Origin of the sequence: Nannocystis exedens (assembly GCF_002343915.1) — a bacterium.
Taxonomy (GTDB): Bacteria; Myxococcota_A; Polyangia; order Nannocystales; family Nannocystaceae; genus Nannocystis; species Nannocystis exedens.
Window position 1 is genome coordinate 1,308,180 of sequence record NZ_NETK01000001.1, and the last position, 19,534, is coordinate 1,327,713.

The 19,534-nt window shown below is 72.6% G+C and carries 18 protein-coding genes; 11 read left to right on the forward strand and 7 right to left on the reverse strand.

The genetic code is table 11. The features are described 5' to 3' along the window. Positions 1–199: 199 nt before the first annotated feature. Positions 200–1,681: a hypothetical protein gene (locus NAEX_RS05075; protein WP_096326392.1), complete on the forward strand. Its 1,482-nt coding sequence runs from the start codon at positions 200–202 to the stop codon at positions 1,679–1,681. A gap of 190 nt (positions 1,682–1,871) precedes the next feature. Here the strand turns inward: NAEX_RS05075 and NAEX_RS05080 are convergent, their stop codons facing one another. After that, positions 1,872–2,798, reverse strand: coding sequence for a LysR family transcriptional regulator (locus NAEX_RS05080; protein ID WP_096326393.1), 927 nt, complete (start codon positions 2,796–2,798; stop codon positions 1,872–1,874). A gap of 62 nt (positions 2,799–2,860) precedes the next feature. Here NAEX_RS05080 and NAEX_RS05085 point away from each other — a divergent pair, with 62 nt between their 5' ends. Then, positions 2,861–3,538: a glutathione S-transferase N-terminal domain-containing protein gene (locus NAEX_RS05085; RefSeq protein ID WP_096326394.1), complete on the forward strand. Its 678-nt coding sequence runs from the start codon at positions 2,861–2,863 to the stop codon at positions 3,536–3,538. Positions 3,539–3,660: 122 nt separating this feature from the next. On the opposite strand, the gene NAEX_RS05090 is transcribed toward NAEX_RS05085, so the two are convergent. Next, positions 3,661–4,416, reverse strand: coding sequence for a CPBP family intramembrane glutamic endopeptidase (locus NAEX_RS05090; RefSeq protein WP_170135471.1), 756 nt, complete (start codon positions 4,414–4,416; stop codon positions 3,661–3,663). A 20-nt stretch (positions 4,417–4,436) separates the two neighbouring features. Here NAEX_RS05090 and NAEX_RS05095 point away from each other — a divergent pair, with 20 nt between their 5' ends. Continuing rightward, complete coding sequence (locus NAEX_RS05095) at positions 4,437–5,027, forward strand: helix-turn-helix domain-containing protein (RefSeq protein ID WP_096326396.1); 591 nt, start codon at positions 4,437–4,439, stop codon at positions 5,025–5,027. A 174-nt stretch (positions 5,028–5,201) separates the two neighbouring features. Here the strand turns inward: NAEX_RS05095 and NAEX_RS05100 are convergent, their stop codons facing one another. Next, positions 5,202–5,651, reverse strand: a complete 450-nt coding sequence (locus NAEX_RS05100) for a hypothetical protein (protein WP_096326397.1) — start codon at positions 5,649–5,651, stop codon at positions 5,202–5,204. A gap of 371 nt (positions 5,652–6,022) precedes the next feature. Here NAEX_RS05100 and NAEX_RS05105 point away from each other — a divergent pair, with 371 nt between their 5' ends. Beyond that, a complete protein-coding gene (locus tag NAEX_RS05105) occupies positions 6,023–7,465 on the forward strand; it encodes a pectin acetylesterase-family hydrolase (RefSeq protein ID WP_096326398.1) in 1,443 nt (480 codons plus the stop codon). Between the two features lie 93 nt (positions 7,466–7,558). Here NAEX_RS05105 and NAEX_RS05110 read toward each other — a convergent pair whose 3' ends face one another. The 4 genes from NAEX_RS05110 to bioB all read right to left on the reverse strand — a co-directional run bounded on the left by NAEX_RS05110 (position 7,559) and on the right by bioB (position 13,129). Beyond that, the gene (locus NAEX_RS05110) at positions 7,559–8,992 is read right to left on the reverse strand and encodes a ferritin-like domain-containing protein (protein ID WP_096326399.1); all 1,434 of its coding nucleotides are present in this window, start codon (positions 8,990–8,992) and stop codon (positions 7,559–7,561) included. A gap of 75 nt (positions 8,993–9,067) precedes the next feature. Beyond that, positions 9,068–10,225 carry an aromatic ring-hydroxylating oxygenase subunit alpha gene (locus NAEX_RS05115; protein WP_096326400.1) on the reverse strand — a complete coding sequence of 386 codons (1,158 nt, stop codon included), beginning with the start codon at positions 10,223–10,225 and terminating at the stop codon, positions 9,068–9,070. Positions 10,226–10,321: 96 nt separating this feature from the next. Then, the gene (locus NAEX_RS05120) at positions 10,322–11,827 is read right to left on the reverse strand and encodes an outer membrane beta-barrel protein (protein WP_170135472.1); all 1,506 of its coding nucleotides are present in this window, start codon (positions 11,825–11,827) and stop codon (positions 10,322–10,324) included. Between the two features lie 204 nt (positions 11,828–12,031). Continuing rightward, positions 12,032–13,129: a biotin synthase BioB gene (gene bioB, locus NAEX_RS05125; protein WP_096326402.1), complete on the reverse strand. Its 1,098-nt coding sequence runs from the start codon at positions 13,127–13,129 to the stop codon at positions 12,032–12,034. Positions 13,130–13,469: 340 nt separating this feature from the next. On the opposite strand from bioB, the gene NAEX_RS05130 reads away from it, so the two are divergent. From NAEX_RS05130 to NAEX_RS05160, 7 genes are all read left to right on the forward strand, one after another. Beyond that, a complete protein-coding gene (locus NAEX_RS05130; protein ID WP_420814158.1) occupies positions 13,470–14,438 on the forward strand; it encodes a thiamine pyrophosphate-dependent dehydrogenase E1 component subunit alpha in 969 nt (322 codons plus the stop codon). Between the two features lie 4 nt (positions 14,439–14,442). Next, positions 14,443–15,423, forward strand: a complete 981-nt coding sequence (locus NAEX_RS05135) for a pyruvate dehydrogenase complex E1 component subunit beta (RefSeq protein ID WP_096326404.1) — start codon at positions 14,443–14,445, stop codon at positions 15,421–15,423. Positions 15,424–15,448: 25 nt separating this feature from the next. Beyond that, on the forward strand, positions 15,449–16,867 hold the full coding sequence (locus NAEX_RS05140; RefSeq protein WP_096326405.1) for a dihydrolipoamide acetyltransferase family protein: 1,419 nt from the start codon (positions 15,449–15,451) through the stop codon (positions 16,865–16,867). 13 nt (positions 16,868–16,880) lie between these two features. Beyond that, a complete protein-coding gene (locus tag NAEX_RS05145; RefSeq protein ID WP_096326406.1) occupies positions 16,881–17,732 on the forward strand; it encodes an AraC family transcriptional regulator in 852 nt (283 codons plus the stop codon). Positions 17,733–17,809: 77 nt separating this feature from the next. Continuing rightward, positions 17,810–18,277: a VOC family protein gene (locus tag NAEX_RS05150; protein WP_096326407.1), complete on the forward strand. Its 468-nt coding sequence runs from the start codon at positions 17,810–17,812 to the stop codon at positions 18,275–18,277. A gap of 111 nt (positions 18,278–18,388) precedes the next feature. Beyond that, on the forward strand, positions 18,389–18,910 hold the full coding sequence (locus tag NAEX_RS05155; RefSeq protein ID WP_096326408.1) for a hypothetical protein: 522 nt from the start codon (positions 18,389–18,391) through the stop codon (positions 18,908–18,910). 312 nt (positions 18,911–19,222) lie between these two features. Next, positions 19,223–19,423 carry a DUF4169 family protein gene (locus NAEX_RS05160; RefSeq protein ID WP_096326409.1) on the forward strand — a complete coding sequence of 67 codons (201 nt, stop codon included), beginning with the start codon at positions 19,223–19,225 and terminating at the stop codon, positions 19,421–19,423. Positions 19,424–19,534: the final 111 nt, after the last annotated feature.

Consider the following 19,534-nt stretch of genomic DNA (forward strand, 5'->3'; position numbering starts at 1 on the left):
GCGCCATGTCCCTCCGGGCATCCTCGTCGCCCCACGCGACCTGCGGACGCCTTCACCTGCCCCGAGAGACAGGCGCAGGCCCGCGCGCAGCGCTGGAGCCCCCGCCGCAAGCTGGGGCGACGAGACCCCGCGCTGCCGACGATCCAGGGGCCCGCGCGCGACGCCTGATCGTCGGCGCGGCATTTTATAAGATGCCGCGATGACCCGCCGAAACGTCGTGACATGCGCGCTCGCTGGCTCGTTCGCCCTCGCCTGCGGCGGCGGCTCCGGAGGCACCGACGCCGCGACCACCTCGTCCACGTCGTCGACCGCCGATCCGGGCACCACCACGACGACCACGACCACCACGACCGGCGACCTCACGACCACGACCAGTACGCCGGGCACCACCGAGCCCGCGCCGACCACCGGCCCCACCACCGAGCCCGACACCACCACCGGCGCGCCGGACAACCTGCAGATGTCCGTCACCCAGTACGGCATCACCTGGACCTTCGACGCCCCGCGTCCGGTCGGCCAGTTCGTCACCGGCGACTGGTGGGTCGTCGGCCCCGTCACCATCGTCTCCGTCGACCCCGCGCCGACGCCGGGGCGCAACGGCTCGATGCTCGACCCCGTCGGCTCGCAGGACTACGACAGCCGCGCCGGCAACCACGCCGACGGCCTGCGCGTCAGCTTCCCGCTCGCCGTCGAGGGCACGCGCTCGCTGGTCTCGGCGATCAGCCACCCCGAGGAGCCCGAGTGCCTGCAGGGCAACAGCGACGGCTGGATGACCTACGACGGCGACTGCCAGCGCGGACCGATCGCCACCCAGGCGATCCTCACCGTCGTCGCCGAGGCCCCGCCGGCCGACGCCTTCCGACCGCCCTACGCCGGCGCCGACAAGCCGTTTCACCGCGCCGGCGACGTGTGCTGGAGCGCGCTGCCGAAGCTGGCCGCGCCCGGCGACACGCCCGCTCCGGCGGCGCTGCTGCGCCACGTCGAGCGGCCGTGGATCGATCACCTGCGCACGTGGGAGATCCAGCACGGCTGCGCGACGCTCAACATGTACTGCTACGGCCGCGAGGTCGGCGACATCGTCGCCACGCTCGCCGCCTACGTGCTGCTCGACACGCCCGACCAGCAGGAGCTGGCGCGCCGGCTGGTGCAGCTCGGGATCGACAACTACGGCGTATTGCAGGCCGGCGGCAACTGGGACGCCAACGGCGGCCACAGCAACGGCCGCAAGTTCCCGATCGTGTTCGCCGGCACCCTGCTCGGCGACGCCGCCATGGCCAGCCCCGGCACCGACATCGGCAACGAGGACGAGATGACCTACTACGGCGCGGACGACAAGGCGCTGTGGGGTCGCGCGTGCGACGACGACTGTTACTTGCCCAACGGCTGCCAGTACGGCGGCGACTGCCAGGCCGGCGCCAAGGATTGCCGCGACCCCGCCGGCCTCGTCGACGGCTGCAGCGATTACCGCAATTGTTGTACGTCGCACACCTGGGTCGGCGAGGCGCTGGCGATCCACGCCCTGAACGCCAAGACGGCCTGGGCCCACGACGCCTTCTTCGACTACGTCGATCGGTGGGTCGCCGGCGACGTCGAGGGCGGCGGCGGAGCCAGCAACGAATTCGTCGCGACCATGTGGTCGACCTACCGCGACGCCGCGCCCACCGTCACCGCCTGCCCGTGACCCCGGGCGCGACGCCCGAGTCGCACGACGGCGAGCACCGGCGCGCGCGAGACGGCGAACGGGTCGGTTCGGGCGATGCTCTCGGTTTGCCCCGCCCGATCTCGGCCGCGCCCGTCGCGACCACGCTGCGATTCGCACCGGCACGCCCCCGTCGTGAGCAGCGACGGCGCCTCGTCCCCCTCACGTCCGCTCACGCCCGACGCAGCGACGGCGCCGAGGCCTTGAGCGCCGCGAGCAGGCAGCGGGCGGCCTCCTCGGCCTCGCGCCGCCACGCCATCCGCCACGGCCGGCGCAGCGGGCCCGACGAGAGCCGCTTGACCACCAGGTCGCCGCGCCCGAGGTGCGGCCCTGCCATCCACTCCGACAGCACCGCGACGCCCATCCCGGCGCGGGCGACGTCGAGGATCGCCTCGGTCAGCGGCAGCCGCTGCGCTCGCCCCGGCAGGCGACCGCGGCCGAACACCCGCCGCAAGAACCACCGCGTCTCCGCCTCCGGCGTCTCGCCGGTGATCAGCCGGGCCGCGCGGAGATCGTCGCGCGACAGCGTCGGCTTGCGCGCCAGCGGGTGCGTCGGCGCGACCACGAACACGATCTCGTCGGCGAACAGCGGCTGCGTGGCGATCTCCCCGCGCGGCACCTCGCCCGTGGTCAGCAGCGCGACGTCGATCGCCCCCGCCACCAGCGCCTCGACCGGCGAGCGCGTGTGCTCGATCGCCAGCGCGAACTCGAGGTTCGGCGAGCGCGCGGCCAGCTCGGCGATCGCCGTCGGCAGCCAGTGATAGGCCGTGTAGCACTCGCACACCAGGCGCACGCGCGTGGGCCGGACGGCCGGCGCCCGCACGCTGCGCTCGAGCTCGACCAGCTCGGCGAGCAACCGCGTCGCCCCGGCCACCACTCGCTCGCCCGCGGGCGTCGCCTGCAGCCCCCGCGGCGAGCGCTCGAACAGGCGCGCGCCCAGTCGGTCCTCCGCGGCCAGCAGCGCCCGACTGACCGCCGGCTGCGACAGGTGCAGCGCCGAGGCGGCCGCCGCCGTCGTGCCCGCGGTCGCCACGGCGAGGACGACCTGGAGGTCGCGGAGCTCGAGCCGGGGGCGGGGGATCGCGGAGATGCGTGTCACGCATCGATTCTATACCAACGATGCGTTGGACGCATCCTGTCCCGTGCGCCATCCTCCCCGCCATGCAGCTCTACGGTTCACCCCTCTCCTGCTCCGCGGCCACCCGCATCGCGCTCCTCGAGGCCGGCGCCCCGTTCGAGTACGTCGAGGTCGACGCGCCGACCAAGCGCACCCGCGACGGCGCCGACTACCGCGAGATCCACCCGCTCGGGCTCGTCCCCGCGCTGCGCACCGACGACGGCCAGCTCATCACCGAGAACGCCGCCGTGTTGCAGTACGTCGCCGACGCGCACCCGGCCGCCGCCCTGGCCCCGCCTCCGGGCGGCCTCGAGCGCGTCCGCCTGCAGCAGTGGCTGTGCTTCATCGGCACCGAGCTGCACAAGGGCGTCTACGCGCCCCTGCTCGGCAGCGAGGTGCCCGAGGCCGTCCGCAGCTGGGCGCTCGAGAAGGGCCTGTCGCGCTTCGACTACCTCGCGCGTCACCTCGACGGGCGCGAGTTCTTGCTCGATCGCTTCAGCGTCGCCGACGCCTACCTCGTCGTCGTGCTGACGTGGTCGGTCGCCACGCCGATCGACCTCAAGAAGTGGCCGTCCCTCGTCGCCTACCTGCAGCGGCTGCAGGCGCGCCCGAGCGTCGCCGCCGCGCTGCACGCCGAGCGCAAGCTCTACGGCGAGGAGCTCGCGCGCCACGGCCGGCCGGTGCCCGCGTTCCTGCGCCCGCGCGAGGCGACGGCGTCCTGACGCCGCGATCGAACGGCGCTCCCGTCGTCCCCGCCGCTGCGTCCCGGGCGGAGCACGGTCATCGATCGCGCGGGACACCACGCCGCTCCTCGCCGGGGACGGGCGAGCGGAGCGGCGGCGGGTCACGTCAGCAGCAGCGGCAAGACCACGTGCAGCGCGATGTCGGCCGCGAAATGCATCACGATCGCGTGCTCGAGGCCGCGGCGCACATACACCGCGCCGAACAGCACGCCCAGGATCGCGTTCAACAGCAGCGTGCGCGCCACCACGAGGGCGGTCAGCGGCCAGACCTGCGCCGCCGCGGGGAGGTGCAGCGCGCCGAACAGCAGCGCCGAACCGACGATCCCCACCGCGAGCGCCGCCCGCCGTCCGAACAGCCGCGCCGTCGCCCACGCCAGCACCGTCGCCAGCCCGAGGCGCGTCAGCACCTCCTCCGCGATGCCGCCGTAGAAGCTGGCCAAAAAGCCATGCCACGGCGACGGCCGCGGCAGCTCCCCGCCGAGCGGCGGCGGCATCGACGACACGAACGCCAGGTCGATCCCGGCGGCCAGCACCCCTGCCCCCAGGCCGTACAGCGCCATGCGCCCGAGCGAGCGAGGCAGAGGCGGGTGTTCGCCGCGCAACCGCGCCTCGAGCCACGGGCTGCCGACGCCGAGCCGACGCCCGGCCGCCGTCCCGGCCCAGGCGAGCAGGAACGCCTGCAACCCGACCTGAACCACGAACACGGCCGCGAGGGCAGCCACCGGCAGCGGCAGCGGCTTCGGCAGCATCGTCAAGACGTACGGCACGACCGCGACGGCCGCGAGCGACGAGAGCAGGCCCCACACCAGCGCCACTCGCCAGGCGGCCGGACAAACCGAGTTGGCTACCGTTCTCATTTTTGATAACATTACCCGGCATGACGCGACGCGCAACCAAAAAACCCCGGCCGCGCCCGATCGGCGCGCGGGAGCGGGCCGACGCGCTGCTCCACCCGTTGCGGCTGCGGATCGTCGAGGCCGTCGCCGCCGCGGCCCGGCCGATGACCGCCGCCGGGCTGCTCGCGGCGCTGCCCGACGTCGCCCCGGCGACCCTCTACCGCCACCTCAACGTGCTCGTGAGCGCGGGCGTGCTGCGGGTCGTCGGCGAGCAGCCCAAGCGCGGCGGGCTCGAGCGGAGCTTCACGCTGCACGAGCCCGCCGCCCACCTCGACGACGCCGCGGCCCGCCGGCTCTCGCCCGGCGATCACACCCGCGGCTTCGCCGCGTTCACCGCCCACCTGCTCGACGCCTGGGGCCGATACATCAAGCGCGCCGCGGCGCGCGGAGCGGTCGACCTCGCGGCCGACGGCGCCGGCTACCGCAGCACCTTGCTGCACCTCGACGACGCCGAGTTCCGCGAGCTCGTCACGGCGCTGCAGGCGGCCCTGCGACCGTTCGTCGAGCGGGGCCCCGCCCCCGGCACGCGCCCTCGCCTGCTGTCGACGATCGTCTTCCCGTTCGACCCCTGAACGGACCGCCCGCCCCGGCGCCCCGGTCAGGCCCGCCCGAACGCACGCCGCTGGTACTCGCGGGGCACGAGCCGCCGCCCGACAGCCGCGCTGCGACTCGTGCTCCCCGGGCGGCCACCGCCTGTTCCACGCACATGTCGCGGGCGCCCGAGCGAAGATGTCCTCGGGGACAGCTCACTGCGGCAGCGCGAACGCGAGGATCCCGTCGTCCCCGTCGTCGTGGCAGCGGGTGCAGGCGTGCGGGTCGCCGGAGTAGACCACCTCGCCGCTGGTCTCGTACTCGGCGAAGAACCACGCGTCGCCGCGCTTCTGCATGGCGACGACGATGTGCGGTTCGCCGGCCTCGAAGCCGTCCTTGACCACGACCGAGCCGTCCGGCCAGGCGCCGAGCGGGCCGCCGGCGAGCGCCTCCACCACCACGTCGTTGATGAAGATCTCCACCTCGTCGCCGTGGACCGTCGCGCTCGGCCTGCGCGCCTCGTAGCCGGGCGCGCGCGCCCACGCCTGGTAGTCGGCGGCCTGCAGCTCGTCCCACAGCGCCTCGGCGCTCTCGGGGTGCTGGTTGCTGCAGGCGGCGAGGAGGACGGCGACGGACCCCGCGAGGGCGGCGCGACGGACGGGCATGGCAGGGCTACGCCGCAGCCCGGTCGAAGTTACGCCCCGCGACTGCCTCCGCGCCGGAAATGACCTGTCCCACGAGCCAGGAACCCCGGCTCGCGCCGCCGCCCGGCGAGCGAGTCAGGCCCGTGCACCGGCGGCAGCCCGGCGGAGGCCCGACCGCACCGCCACGCCGCCGCGCGCGGCCGCACGCGCACATGTCCCCGGGGACATCTCACGACCCCCCCCACGATCGATCGCGCCCGCGCGCGAGCGGGCCCGGCCTCCGCTGTCCATCGCGGACCGCGGTTCGAGATCGCCGGGGCGACAGCTTCGCGACGGCAGACCCCCGGCGATCCCGCATGCGACGGCCGCGAGGGTTCGCCTAGATTGGCGCGATGATTTGCCGCGCTTCCCTTCTCTCGACCGCCTGTTTCGCGCTGTTCGCCTGCCAGGATCCCGCCGGCGGCGGCACCGACACCGAGACGACGAGCGACCCCTCGACCACCACGAGCACCGGCGGCCCCACCACCGACGCGCCCACCACCGAGACTTCGACGACCGGGACCAGCGACGCCACCACGACCACGACCTCGACGACCAGCGTCGACACCACCACCGACGCGACCACCACCGACGCGACCACCACCGACGCGACCACCACCGACGCGACCACCACCGAGGGCGTCGACACCACCACCACCACCACCGACACCACCACCACCGAGGGCGTCGATACGACGACGACGACGACGACGACCTCGACCTCGACGACGGACGCCACCACCGGCGACACCGACACCGAGACCACCGGTGAGCCCTCGCCGTGGGACGGCGAGCCGCTGCCGGACGCCCCGCCGGGCGAGTGGCAGTGGGTGCCGTTCCCCGAGTCGCTGTGCCGAGACGGCAGCAGCACCGGCATCGCCGTGCGCTACGGCACCGGCGCCGGCCTGATGATCTACTTCCAGAGCGGCGGCGCCTGCTTCAACGCCGCCACCTGCAACCAGAACATCAAGAGCTTCGGCCTGGCGAGCTACAACAACTTCGTCCAGAACGTCGGCAGCAAGGGCATCTTCGACCCCGACGAGCCCGCCAACCCCGTCCTCGACTGGAGCGTCGTGTTCGTCCCCTACTGCACCGGCGACGTCCACGCCGGCGCCCGCAACGACGTGCCGATCCCGGGCCTCGCCGACCCGCAGCAATTCGTCGGCTTCAACAACGTCACCCACTACCTCGAGCGCATCGTCCCGACCTTCGTCGACAGCGTCGATCACGTCCTCGTCACCGGCGAGAGCGCCGGCGGCTTCGGCTCCGCCTTCAACTACGACCGGATCGCCGAGGCCTTCCCCGATCGCCCCGTCACCCTCCTCGACGACTCCGGCCCCGTCATGTCCGACGAGTTCATGGCCCCCTGCCTGCAGCAGCAGTGGCGCGACCTGTGGAACTTCGCGGAGACGCTGCCGGCCGATTGCGCCGACTGCTTCAACCCCGACGGCGGCGGCATCTCCAACGTCCTCAAATATCTCGGCGACAAGCACAAGGACCAGCGCCTCGGCCTGATCTCCGCGCTGCAGGATCAGACGATCCGCTACTTCTTCGGCTTCGGCCTCAACGACTGCGCCGGCGGCCAGATGAGCGGCGCCATGTTCACCGACGGCCTCGTCGATCTGCGCGACAACGTGATGAGCGAGCCCGCCGGCACCTGGGGCGCCTTCTACCCGTCCGGCATGCAGCACACCTGGCTGACCCAGAACTTCTACACCGCCGAGATCAACGGCACCCTGATGCGCGACTGGGTCGCCGACCTCCTCGCCGGCACGGCGACCAACGTCGCGCCCTGACGTTCACTGCCCGCGAGCTGCGGGCGGGGTTCGTCCCGCCCGGGTGCCGGCCCGAGCGCTCGGGCCAGGCGCATCACGCGAGCGCGACCCGAATCAGGCCGCCCAGAGCGACGCCTTGCAGCGCTCGAACATCGCGGTTGCGATCGCGGAGCTCGGCACCCCGCACCGGCGCGACACCTCGGGGTCGGGCTCGGTGGTCGCCAGGGCGACCGTCAGGCGCGCCAGCTCGGCGGCCTCGGCCGCGTGCACGCGCGCGCGCGCGGCCTCGTCGAGCTGACCGTCGAGCCAGGCCGCGACGTCCCACGCCAGCGCCGCGTGGTTCAGCTCGTCCTCGGCGATCGCGGCGAACAGCCGGCGCAGCGGCTCGTCCGCGGCCATCGACGCCTGGTAGCGGGCGACCAGCGCGCCGAAGGTCTCGCGCACGCAGCCCTCGACCGCGTTCTCGAGCGCCAGCGCTTCGAGCGAGCGCACCTCCGCGGGCACCTCGATCGCCGGCGACGCGCCGTCGGTCGCGGCCAGGCCCGCGCGCAGGCCGGCGAAGCCTGCCGCGTGGCGGACCTCGTCGCGCGCCGCTGCCTCGGCGCGCTCGATCAGCGCCGCCGGGGCCCCGTGGTGCGCGAGCTCGCGGGCCAGGCGCTCGAACGCCGGCACGCTGGCCGCCTCGAGGTGGTGCATCTCGTCGAGGTAGGCCACGAGCGCGCTGTCGGCGGTGCGGGGCGCCGGGCGGAAGCCCTCGGGGCGGCGCCCCGCGACCGCGCAGCCCTCGTCGGGCTTGGTGAGGTCGACCTCGGCCTGCGACGACACCGTCTCGCCCTTCACCGTCACCACATGGCCGTGGAATTGGTTGAGGCACTCGTTGAAGTTCTTCTTCGCCAGCAGCTCGTGGCCGCCCTCGACCTCGCGCACCTTGCTCGCGTCGCACAGCGGCGCGTAGCCGTCGAGCGTGGTGAGGAACATCGCCTCGACGGGCGCGTCGACGGTGCCGAACAACGCCATGACCTCGGCGCGGGTGGTGATCGTCGCCACCTCGGCGCCGGACTGGACCACCAGGTACGTCGCCGTCGGCATGCGCCCGGCCCCCGGGGGGAACAGCGAATTGGGCGAGGTCGCCTTGGCCAGCGCCTTGGTGCACGCCTTGGCGGTCTTCGGGTCCTTGCAGCGCTCGCCGGAGCTGGCGACCGGCTGCGAGTCTTGCACCTTCCATTGCTCGCCCTTGTCCGGTCGCAGCGTCGACATCCGCAGCTCGACGTAATCATAGGGCTTGGCCAGCTTCGCCTCGCCGAAGCGGGCGACCAGCGCGGCCGGATCGCAGGTGTCGCCGGCGAAGTCGGCCGCCGTCGGCCCGGGCGGGGTCTCCGGCGCGGGCGGCTCCGCGGGCTCGGCGGGCGGCTCGGCGGGCGTGCTGCTGTCGGTCGGCGCCGGCTCGGGCGTGGCGGTCGAAGTCTTCTCGCAGCCGGTGGCGGAGACGGTCGAGGCCAGAGCGGCGGCGATCGACGCGGTGAACACGGTGTGGAGGCGGTCTCGCATGCGGCGTCAGGATAGCCGGCCAGGCCGGCCGCGTGGGGGCGATCTGCGCGACCGACGGCGCGCGACCGGCCTCGACTACGCCGTCCCGGGCGAGCGGGCCCAGCCGCCGTCGCGGTAGCCACGGGCCACGCGGGTCACGAACTCGTAGACCGCCTGCTCGCGCGGGGCGAACACGCCGGGGCGGAAGCCGCGGGAGGACACCCCGCGCTGCACGCTCTCGACCGCGCGCCAATCTTGCCGATTGGTCATGTCCCAAAAGTCTACCGCGTACGCCGGCGAGAACCCGGGCGCCGCGATCGCGTCGGGGTGGAACAGCCACTGGCACTCCACGCGCGTGCGGTCGGGCGCGAGCGGCTCGAGCCGGTGCGTCAGCACGTAATCGGGGTGGAGGCTGAGCAGCAGGTTGGCGCCGACCCCGTAATAGAACACGCTGCGTCGCTGCTCGGGCGACAGCCGGGGCAGCGGCTGCCCGCCGCTCTTGCCGTCGAACGACATCGTCTCGACGTCGGCCATGAGCTGCATCGGCCCGCCGATCCACGCACCCGCGCCGGCGTAGTTCTGGCCGCTGTTGGGCGGACTGACGCGGCACAGCTGCGGGTGGATCAGCGGGCAGTGGTAGCACTCGTGGTAGTTCTCGACCACGAGCTTCCAGTTGGCCACCAGCTCGTAGCTGTGGGTCGCCGCGATCTGCAGCGACTCGAGGTCGTGCGCGGCCGTCAGCGCGTCGAGGTCGCCGAGCCATTGCTTCAGCGGGATCGCCGAGCCCGAGAGGTTGACGAACACGAAGCCGCGCCAGATCTCGACGCGCACCGGCACCAGCCCGCGCGGCTCCGACGCGCGCCGCTGGCCGCGCAGCGCCCCGTCGAGCTCGTAGACCCAGCCGTGATAGGGGCAGCGGATCTGGCCGCCGCGCACGCACTCGCCGACCTGGACCAGCTCGTGGGCGCGGTGGCGGCACACGTTGAAGAAGCCGCGGATCTCGCCGGACCTGTCGCGCACCAGCAGCACGCCCTCGCGCCCGGCGCGGATCGCCCGCTGCGCCCCGACCTGATCGAGCGACTGGGCCCGGCCGACGCACACCCACGCGTCGTCGAGGAACGCGCCCAGCTCCCACTGATGCACGGCCGGCGACACGTACGCCTCGCGCGGCAGGCCCTCGCCCTCGCCGAACGGCCGCAGCACCTGGGCCAGCGCGGACGGATCGACCGGGGCGACGAGCGTGGAGGCGTCCATCGGCGCAGAGCTTAGTCGACCTCCCCCGCGCGGTCGAACCGACCTTGCGGACCGCGGGCGCGAGGGTCACAGCGGGCGATCGGTCCCGCGCCGGCGTCAACCTCGCTTGCCGCCGAAGCGGTGCGCGAACACACCGGCGACCGAGAAGAACACGGTGTGTTGATCACGGGCGAGGCCGGGCCCGCCGTCCACGATCGCCGGCCCGCGGTAGAAGAACCCGGTCGGGCTGGTCGAGTGGTCGTAGCGGTACTCGAGGCGCACCAGCAGGTTGTTGAACACGCGGACGTTGTTGGTGAACGCCGCCGAGACCAGCGTCTGCGGCACGCCGAACATCCGCCCGTCGCGGTCCCAGAAGAACTCCGGCCGCAGCGCCATGTCCCACGTGCGCAGCTTGCCGAGCACGCGCCAGCGAGTGAACACCGCCCCGTTCATCCACATCTGCCACGGCGTCAGCGGCAGGTCGGTGCGCGGATCGGCGCCGACGTCGAACAGCGCGCCGACGCCGAAGCGCTCGGTGTTGTAGGTCGCCTGCGTGTCCGAGAACAGCCGCCACGCCCGCGGGCGCATGTCGGCCTGCTCGGGCCCGATCCACACGTACTCGCCGAGGTTGAACTTGTCGCTCGGCGTGAACGTGTAGCCGAGCATCACGCTCGGCGCCTTGTTGTTGTCGGCCAAGAGCTGCCAGCCGTTGACCACCCACAGCTGCACCTGGTGCTTGTCGCGGATCGTCTGCGCCAGCTTCACGCCCGACAGGTAGTACGGCACGCTGTTGAGCTGCCACGTGACCGTGTAGTTCCAGTTGTACGGGCTCCAGTGGACGCCGATGCCGACCGGGCTCAGCTGCAGGCCGACCACCAGCTCGGTGCCGTGGCGGGTGCGGAAGCCGATGTTGGCGCGCGAGAGGTGCTTCCACACCTCCGGCCCGGCGAACTTGCCGTTGGCCCCGCCCGGGTTCGGCTCGTAGGCGACCAACGCGTCGGCGGCCGGACCGCCCTGGGCCGCGAACTCGAACAGCGGCGAGAACTTGCCGGGGATCGCGTCGCGGCGCACGTACGCGACCGCGTGGTTGAGCGAGAACTCGCCGGTGCGCGGCTGCACGCTGGTGCCGCGGTACACGTGGTTGTCGGGGTTGTTGCTGTTGTAGCCGTAGTTGACGTCGATGAACCCGCCGACCTCCCACGGCTTGAAGCCGGGCAGGTGCGGGTCCATGTGCTCGCCGGCCGCCAGCGCCGGGTTGTTGACGGACGCCGCGTCGGTGCCCGGCAGCGCCTCCTCGACGCGATCCTCTTCGGCCGGGGCAGTCGCGGGCGACGTCGCGGCGCTCTGCGATCGCACCACCGGCGCCGCATTCCGCGGCGGCGGCCCCACGGGCGCGGCCGACGGCGTCTCGCTCGCCGGCCGCGCCGCAGGTGCCGACGTCGCCGCGCTCGCCGGCCGCGCCAAGGACGCGGACGTCGCCTCGGGCGCCGGCTCGCGGACCTCGATCGCCGGCGTCGGCGTCCACGGCGGCAACGCCTGGGCGCCCGCGTCGCTCGCCGACTCGCCCGGCGCGGCGAGCATGAGCGGGGCGAGCGATGCGAGGCTGAAGATCGTCGGGCTCATGGCGGTCGCCGCCCCATTCTGCGGCCAGATCTCGCCGCGACGCCAATTCGTCGCCGACCCCCCGGCCGGCTGTCGCCCGCCGGCCGCGCCCGGCGTCGCCCGACTGCGCGCGCCGCAGGCGAGATCGCCCGCCGCGCGCATCGCTCACCTGTCTCCAGAGACAGGTGCGCGGGCTCGGCCCTCACCTGTCTCTCCGGACAGGCGCTAGGCGAGCACCGGCAGGTGGGTCGCGCCGGCGCGCCGCTCGACGCGAGGGGCCATCTCCGGGCGGGGCGGCGGGGCCTCGCCGGTCGCGCACACGCGGCCGCGCAGGCCGAGCTGCTCGAGCATCTCGAGGTCGTCCTGGGTCGAGCGGTTGGGCGTGGTCAGGAAGTCGCCGATCATCATCCCGGACGCGCCGGCGGCGAAGATCATCGGCTGCAGCTGGCCGAGGTGCTGGCGGCCGGCGGCGATGAAGATGTTCTGGCGCGGCAGGGCCAGGCGGAAGCAGGCGATGATGCGCAGCATCTCGCGCGGCGGCAGCGGGTCGACGTGCTGCAGGTTGGTGCCCTCGATGCTGACGAGGAAGTTGATCGGCACCTCGTCGACGTCGAGGCCGCGCAGCTCCATCGCCAGCTCGGCGCGGTGCTCGGGCTTCTCGCCCATGCCGAAGATCCCGCCGACGCAGGTGCGGAGGCCGAGCTCCTTGGCCGCGCGGATCGTATCGAGGCGATCGTCGTAGGAGTGGGTGGTGACGATCTTCTCATAGTAGCTGCGGCCGGACTCGAGGTTGTGGTTGAACTCGGTCATGCCGGCGTCGCGCAGCTCGCGGAGCGCCTCCTTGCTGACGATCCCGAGCGACGCGTGGGCCTCGGTGTGGCCGGCGGCGCGGACCTGGCGGATGCCCTCGATCATGTGCTTCAGGCCCTTCGAGCCGTCCTCGTAGCCGCGCGTGGCGGTCACCAGCCCGAGCGCCGTCGCGCCCTGCGTCTGCGCCTTGCGGCTGGCGGCGACCATGTCGGCGTGGCCGAGGAACTTGTCGGCCTTGATGTGGGTGGTGAAGTGCTTCGACTGCGCACAGAAGCCGCAGTCCTCGGGGCACCCGCCCATCTTGGCGTTGACGATCGAGCACAGGTGGACCTCGTCGCCGAAGCGAGCGCGCCGCAGCCGGTCGGCCGCCGCCATCAGGTCGCCGAGCTCGCCCTCGCCGCTCAGGTAACGGACCAGGGTCGCGGCGTCGAGCGCGTCCCACTCGCCGCCGAGGATCCGATCGGCGATGGCGTGCGGAGCGGGGAGTTCGGGGCGCGCGTCGGGGCTCGTCATGGCGCGAGGTATACCGCAAGCACGCGCGCGGCGGACCGGGTGCCTCGCGCGCTCGTCGTGCGCGCTCGCCCGTCCGCCGCATCCGCCGCGGTCCGCGAGTGAGGTTTGCCGTGCACCGGCCTTCGCGTCCCCGCGCGGCGAGCTCGACGGATCTCGCGCTTTCACGGCTCGGTCCCCGGTGGTACCCTCCCCGCGCCCGCGAGAAGGGTCCCCAATGACGCAATCAGAAGCCGCACCAGACGCCGCCACGGAGAGCACGGTGGACGCCGCGTACGAGGCCAAGCTCCGCGCCGACTACGACGGCCAGAGCCGCGAAGATGTCCTGCGAGACTACCGCGAGATGCTGCGGATCCGCCGCTTCGAGGAGGCGGCCGCCCGCGCCTACACGCGCGGCAAGATCAGCGGATTTCTCCACCTCTACATCGGCCAGGAAGCGATCGCAGTCGCCACCAAGCAGGCGATGGAGCCCGGCGATCGCGTCGTCTCCACCTACCGCACCCACGGCTTCGCCGTCGCCCTCGGCTCCGACACCAAGGCCTGCGCGGCCGAGCTGTTCGGCAAGGCCGCGGGCCTGGTCGGCGGCGTCGGCGGGTCGATGCACTTCTTCGACAAGGAGCGCGGGCTGTGGGGCGGCTACGCGATCGTCGGCAACCACATCCCGGTCGCCGCCGGCCACGCGTTCGCCTCGCAGTACACCGGCGACGGCCGCGTCACCCTCTGCTTCATGGGCGACGGCGCCGTCGGCATCGGCCCCGTCCACGAGGGCATGACGATGGCCGGCATCATGAAGCTGCCGATCGTCTTCGTGGTCGAGAACAACCAGTACTCCATGGGCACGCCGCTCAAGCGCACCCTGCCGGTCGAGGACATCACCTCGCGCGCGGCCGGCTACGGCTTCGCCAGCGACCGCTTCCACGTCACCAGCGTGCAGGAGACCCGGCGCCGCCTCGGCGAGGCGATCGAGCGCGCGCGCAAAGACGGCAAGCCGACCCTGATCGAGCTCATCACCTACCGGTTCCGCGGCCACAGCATGAGCGACCCGGCCAAGTACCGGCAGAAGGAGGAGGTCGATCGCTGGCGGCTCAACGACCCGCTCGAGCGCGCGCTCATGGCGCTGAAGACGATCTACCAGGTCCCCGAGCAGGAGCTCGACGCGATCGACGAGGCGATCGTCGCCGAGATGGACGCCGCCTACGAGTTCGCCGACAAGGCCCCGGCCCCCGCGCCGGAGGCCCGGTTCGACAACGTGATGGCCGAGGGCCCTTACTACGGCGACAGCGCGACCACGCGGCCGGCGGGAGTGGAGTAAGACGATGCCGATTCTGCAGATCCGCCAGGCGATCCGCGACGCGATGAAGGAGGAGATGGAGCGCGACGAGCGCGTCTTCCTCATGGGCGAAGAGGTCGGCTACTACAACGGCGCCTACAAGTGCAGCGAGGGCCTCCTCGACCACTTCGGGCCGAAGCGAGTGATCGACACCCCGATCACCGAGACCGGCTTCGCCGGCATCGGCATCGGCGCCGCGATGTGCGGGCTCCGACCGATCATCGAGTTCATGACCTTCAACTTCTCGGCCGTCGCGTTCGACCAGATCTTGAACAACGCGGCCAAGCTGCGCCACATGACGCACGGCCAGTTCGCCGTGCCGATGGTGTTCCGCGGGCCCAACGCGGCCGCGCACATGCTCGGCTCGACGCACAGCCAGGCCTTCGAGCACTTCTACGCCCACATCCCCGGGCTCAAGGTGATCGCCGTCGCCACGCCCTACGACGCCAAGGGCCTGCTCAAGACGGCGATCCGCGACGAGAACCCGGTGCTGTTCCTCGAGAGCGAGCTGATGTACTCGGTCAAGGGCGAGGTGCCCGAGGAGGAGTACCTCATCCCGTTCGGCCAGGCCGACATCAAGCGCCCGGGCGAGCAGGTCACCGTGATCACGTGGGGCCAGGGCGTGCCGGTCGCGCTCAAGGCCGCCGAGCTGGCGGCCGCCGAGGACCTCTCGTGCGAGGTCATCGACCTGCGCTCGCTCCGGCCGATGGACGAGGCCGCGATCATCGCCTCCGTCAAGAAGACCAACCGCGCGGTCGTCGTCTACCACGGCTGGCCCAACGGCGGCGTCGGCTGCGACGTCGTCGCCCGCATCCAGGAGCTCGCGTTCGACGACCTCGACGCCCCGGTCCTCCGCGTCTGCTACGAGGACCTGCCGATGCCGTACGCCGAGAACCTCGAGAACCTCATCCTCCCGTCGCCCGAGCGCGCCCTCGCGGCCATCCGGCGCGTCGCCTACAAGCGCTGAGCACCTGGTCAAGGAGACAGACCCCATGGCAACCGTGGTCACACTTCCCCGCCTCAGCGACACGATGGAAGAGGGCGTGATCGCCAAGTGGCGGATCAAGGTCGGCGACAAGGTCAAGCGCGGCCAGGTCATCGCCGACATCGAGACCGACAAGGCGACGATGGAGTTCGAGTCCTTCGACGCCGGCACCGTCCTCAAGCTGGTCGCCCCCGAGGGCGAGGCGCTGCCCGTCGGCGCCCCGATCGCCGTGTTCGGCCAGCCCGGCGAGAACCCCGACGCCGCCGGCGCGCCCGCGCCGAAGGCCGAGGCCGAGCCGGCCAAGGCCGAGGACAAGCCGAAGGCCGAGGCCAAGCCGGCGCCCGAGGCCGAGAGCAAGCCCGCCCAGCCCGAGGCGCTCGCCGAAATCGAGGTCGCGCAGACCGCCGCCGCCGAGTCGGCCGTGCCCGATCAGGCACCTGCCCCGAAGGCCACGTCCCAGGGGACAGGTCCCGAAGGACAGGCCGATCGCGGGCGGATCCCCGCCTCGCCGGTCGCCCGCCGGCTGGCCCGCGAGCACGACCTCGAGCTCGGCCAGATCCAGGGCTCCGGCCCGCGCGGCCGGATCGTCAAGGCCGACGTCGAGCAGGCGATCGCCAAGGGCCCGACCGCCCGCCCGGCCGCCGCCGCGGCGACCGGTCCTGCGGAGCATGTCCCGGCGACCAGCCCGCCCGCGGGCACCCCCGCCGGCGAGGTCGACGAGCACGGGCGGCCGTACATCAGCCGGCCCGACCGCACGGTCAAGCTGTCGCAGATGCGCAAGACGATCGCCAAGCGCATGGGCCAGGCGAAGCGGGAGATCCCGCACATCTACCTGACCATGCCGATCGTCATGGACAGGGCGGTCGCGCTGCGGGCCGAGTTCAACCTCTCGGTCGACGGCACCAAGGCGAGCCTCAACGACCTCGTGATCCTCGCCGCCGCCCGCGCGCTGCGCAAGCACCCGCGGGTCAACGCCTACTACACCGACAACGGCATCGTCGAGCGCGGCGACATCCACGTCGGCGTGGCGGTCGCGCTCGACGAGGGCCTCATCGTCCCGCCGGTCCGCTTCGCCGACCAGAAGACGCTCAAGCAGATCTCGATCGACGTCCGCGACCTCGGCACGCGCGCCAAGGAGAAGACGCTGAAGCCGGAGGAGATGACCGGCAGCACCTTCACGGTCTCGAACCTCGGCATGTTCGGCATCGAGGAGTTCTGCGCGATCGTCAACCCCGGCGAGGCCGCGATCCTGGCCGTCGGCGCGGTCCAGGACGAGGCCGTGGTCGAGGACGGCCAGATCGTCGCCCGCAAGCGCATGCGCGTCACCCTGTGCAGCGACCACCGCGTGTTCGACGGGGCCGAGTCGGCGAAGTACCTGCAGACCCTGCGCAAGCTGCTCGAGAGCCCGCTGGCGCTGCTGACCTGAAGGACAGGTCGCCGTGGACCCGCGCCGCCGCGCCCGCGTGACCCGCAGCGAGGCCGGCGGCTCCCGCTGGGAGGTCGCCACCCGCGAGCTCCCCGCGGGCCTGCGGGCCCACGTGCGCGGCCTCCTCGGCTACAGCGAGGCCACGCCGCTGCCGAACCTGCGGCGCCAGTTCCCGCTGCCGCAGGTCGTCGTCATCATCGAGCTGGGCCCGCCGATCCGCGTCCACGACCCCGACGGCGCGCCGTCCCGCTACGCCGGCGGGTTCGTGGCCGGCCTGCACGACTGCTGGACCGACACCGGCCACGACGGCTCGCAGCGCGGGATCCAGCTCAACCTGACCCCGATCGGCGCGCGCCTGCTGTTCGGCGTCGCCCTGTCCGAGCTCGCCGGCCGCGTCGTCCACCTCGACGACCTGCTGCCGCGCGCGCACCGGAACCTGGCCGAGCGGCTCGCCGCGCTGCCCGACTGGGATGGCCGTTTCGACATGGTCGAAAGTTTCATCGCGTCGCGCCTCGCCGAGGCCCGCGTCGAGGTCGACACCGTCGCGTGGGCCTGCCGGCGGATCGAGGCCAGCGCCGGCGCGGTCGACATCGGCGGCCTGGCCGACGAGCTCGGCTACAGCGGCAAGCACCTGATCGCCCTGTTCCGCGACCGCGTCGGCGTGCCGCCGAAGCTGCTGGCGCGGCTGGTCCGCTTCGACCACCTGGTGCGCCGCCTGAAGTCGGGCCCCCCCGCCACCTGGGCCGAGCTCGCGGCCGAATTGGGGTTCGCCGATCAGGCCCACCTGACCCGGGAGATCCGCAGCTTCACCGGCATCACCCCGACCGGCGCCCGGGCGCGCCTCAGCGATCCCACGTTCGCCTGAGCCCGCCTCCCGGCAGGTAAAATTTGTTCAAGACCGCCCCGGAGCGGGCCGTTAGCCTGGGCGAGCAAGGAGCAGCGATGACCACCAAGCCCAGCCCGATTCCCCCCGGCCCGCGCGTGATCCCCCACCTCGTCGTGCGCGACGGGGCCGCCGCGCTCGAATTCTACGCGAAGGCCTTCGGCGCCGAGGAGATCTTGCGCCTGCACGAACCCGACGGCCGGGTCGCCCACGCCGAGCTGTCGCTGTTCGGGGGCAGCATCTCCGTGGCCAGCGAGTACCCCTCGCTCGGCTTCCTCGCGCCCACCTCGGACCGCATCTCCCACACCTTGACCGTGTACGTCGAGGACGTGGACGCCGTCGCCGCCCGCGCCGTCGCGGCCGGGGCCAAGCTCGAACGGCCGATCGAGGTCGAGTTCTACGGCGACCGCTCGGCCCGCCTCACCGACCCGTTCGGCCACCGCTGGAACGTCCAGAGCCGCGTCGAGGACGTCTCGGCGGCGGAGATGCAGCGACGGCTGGACGCCATGTGCGCCTCATCCTCCTGAGCGCCGGCGCGCCGACGCGCGCGCACGCGGGTGATTGTCGCCGCCCGTCGGCTCCGGCATCCTCAGACGACCTTGGCACTGTCCGACGCGCCGTCTCACGAACTCAGTGAATTGCACGACCTGGTGGAACGGGCGCTGCGCGCCGCGCAGGCTCGACCCACCGCCGAGACGACCCGCAAGGAGCGTCACAAGGCTCGCTCGCGCCACTTCGTGCTCGCGCTCGCCGACGCGTTGCGCGAGCACGAGGGCAACGACGTCGACGCCCTGAGCCGCTACCACGACGGGGTCCGTCCGCGCCTCGGCACCAGCGATTTGCTGCACGACATCACCATCAGCCGCAGCGTGCAGATCGGCGAGCACTGGTACATCACCGAGGTGCTGTGGCAAGTCGAGTCCGAGCTCGCCCTCGACCGGCCCGACCCGGTCCACGACTTCAACAAGTTGGTCCTCGGGTCTGCGCACCACAAGTTGTTCATCGCCTCGATGGTCCCCGAGCCCGACACCCTGCTGCGCACGCTCGAGCCTGCGGCCGCCCGCTGCACCGGCCGGGTGTTCCTGGGCCTCATCCCGCACCCCGACCACTGGGACGGCGACACCGCCGGCGGCGTGCGGACCTGGCAGTTCCGCCGCTGACCGGCGAAAATCTCGTTCGGCTCGCGAGCCGCGAGCGCATACCGGCCTCCTCGCGCGCCCGCGAGGGGGCTTCGCTGCGATCGGGCGATCACAGCGACGCCGCCGCCCGCGGCCGCGCGACCGCGGCCGGCGAATGTGCCACTGGCGAATCGACGTTCGCGTCCGGCGTCGCCCCGTCGCCGCCGGCGCCCCCTTAGGACGCCGCACGTTCGTCGTCGCCGCCAGTCCGCAAGGTCGAACGCGGCGCCCGAGGCGCTGAGAGAGCCCCTGCTGGCGTCTCGATCGCGGCCTCGCTACTGTGGTGGCCTACCCATGGGTGATGTGATCAATCTGAATCGTTATCGCAAGGCCAAGGCCCGCGCCGAGAAGGAGCAGAAGGCCGAGGCCAACCGCGTCCGCCACGGCCGCACCCGGACCGAGAAGCAGGCGGTGCAGCGCGAGCTCGATCGCCAGGCCACCGAGCTCGACGGCAAGCGGCTCGACAGCGCCGACGAGGGGCCGCAAGGCCCATGATTGTTCGGACATGTCCTGAAGGCCAGCGCCGACGGTCCGCGCTCCGGCTCGACTGACATCAGAGACATGTCCTGAAGGACATCCCCCCGCAGCCCCCCGTCCCGGCTCCCC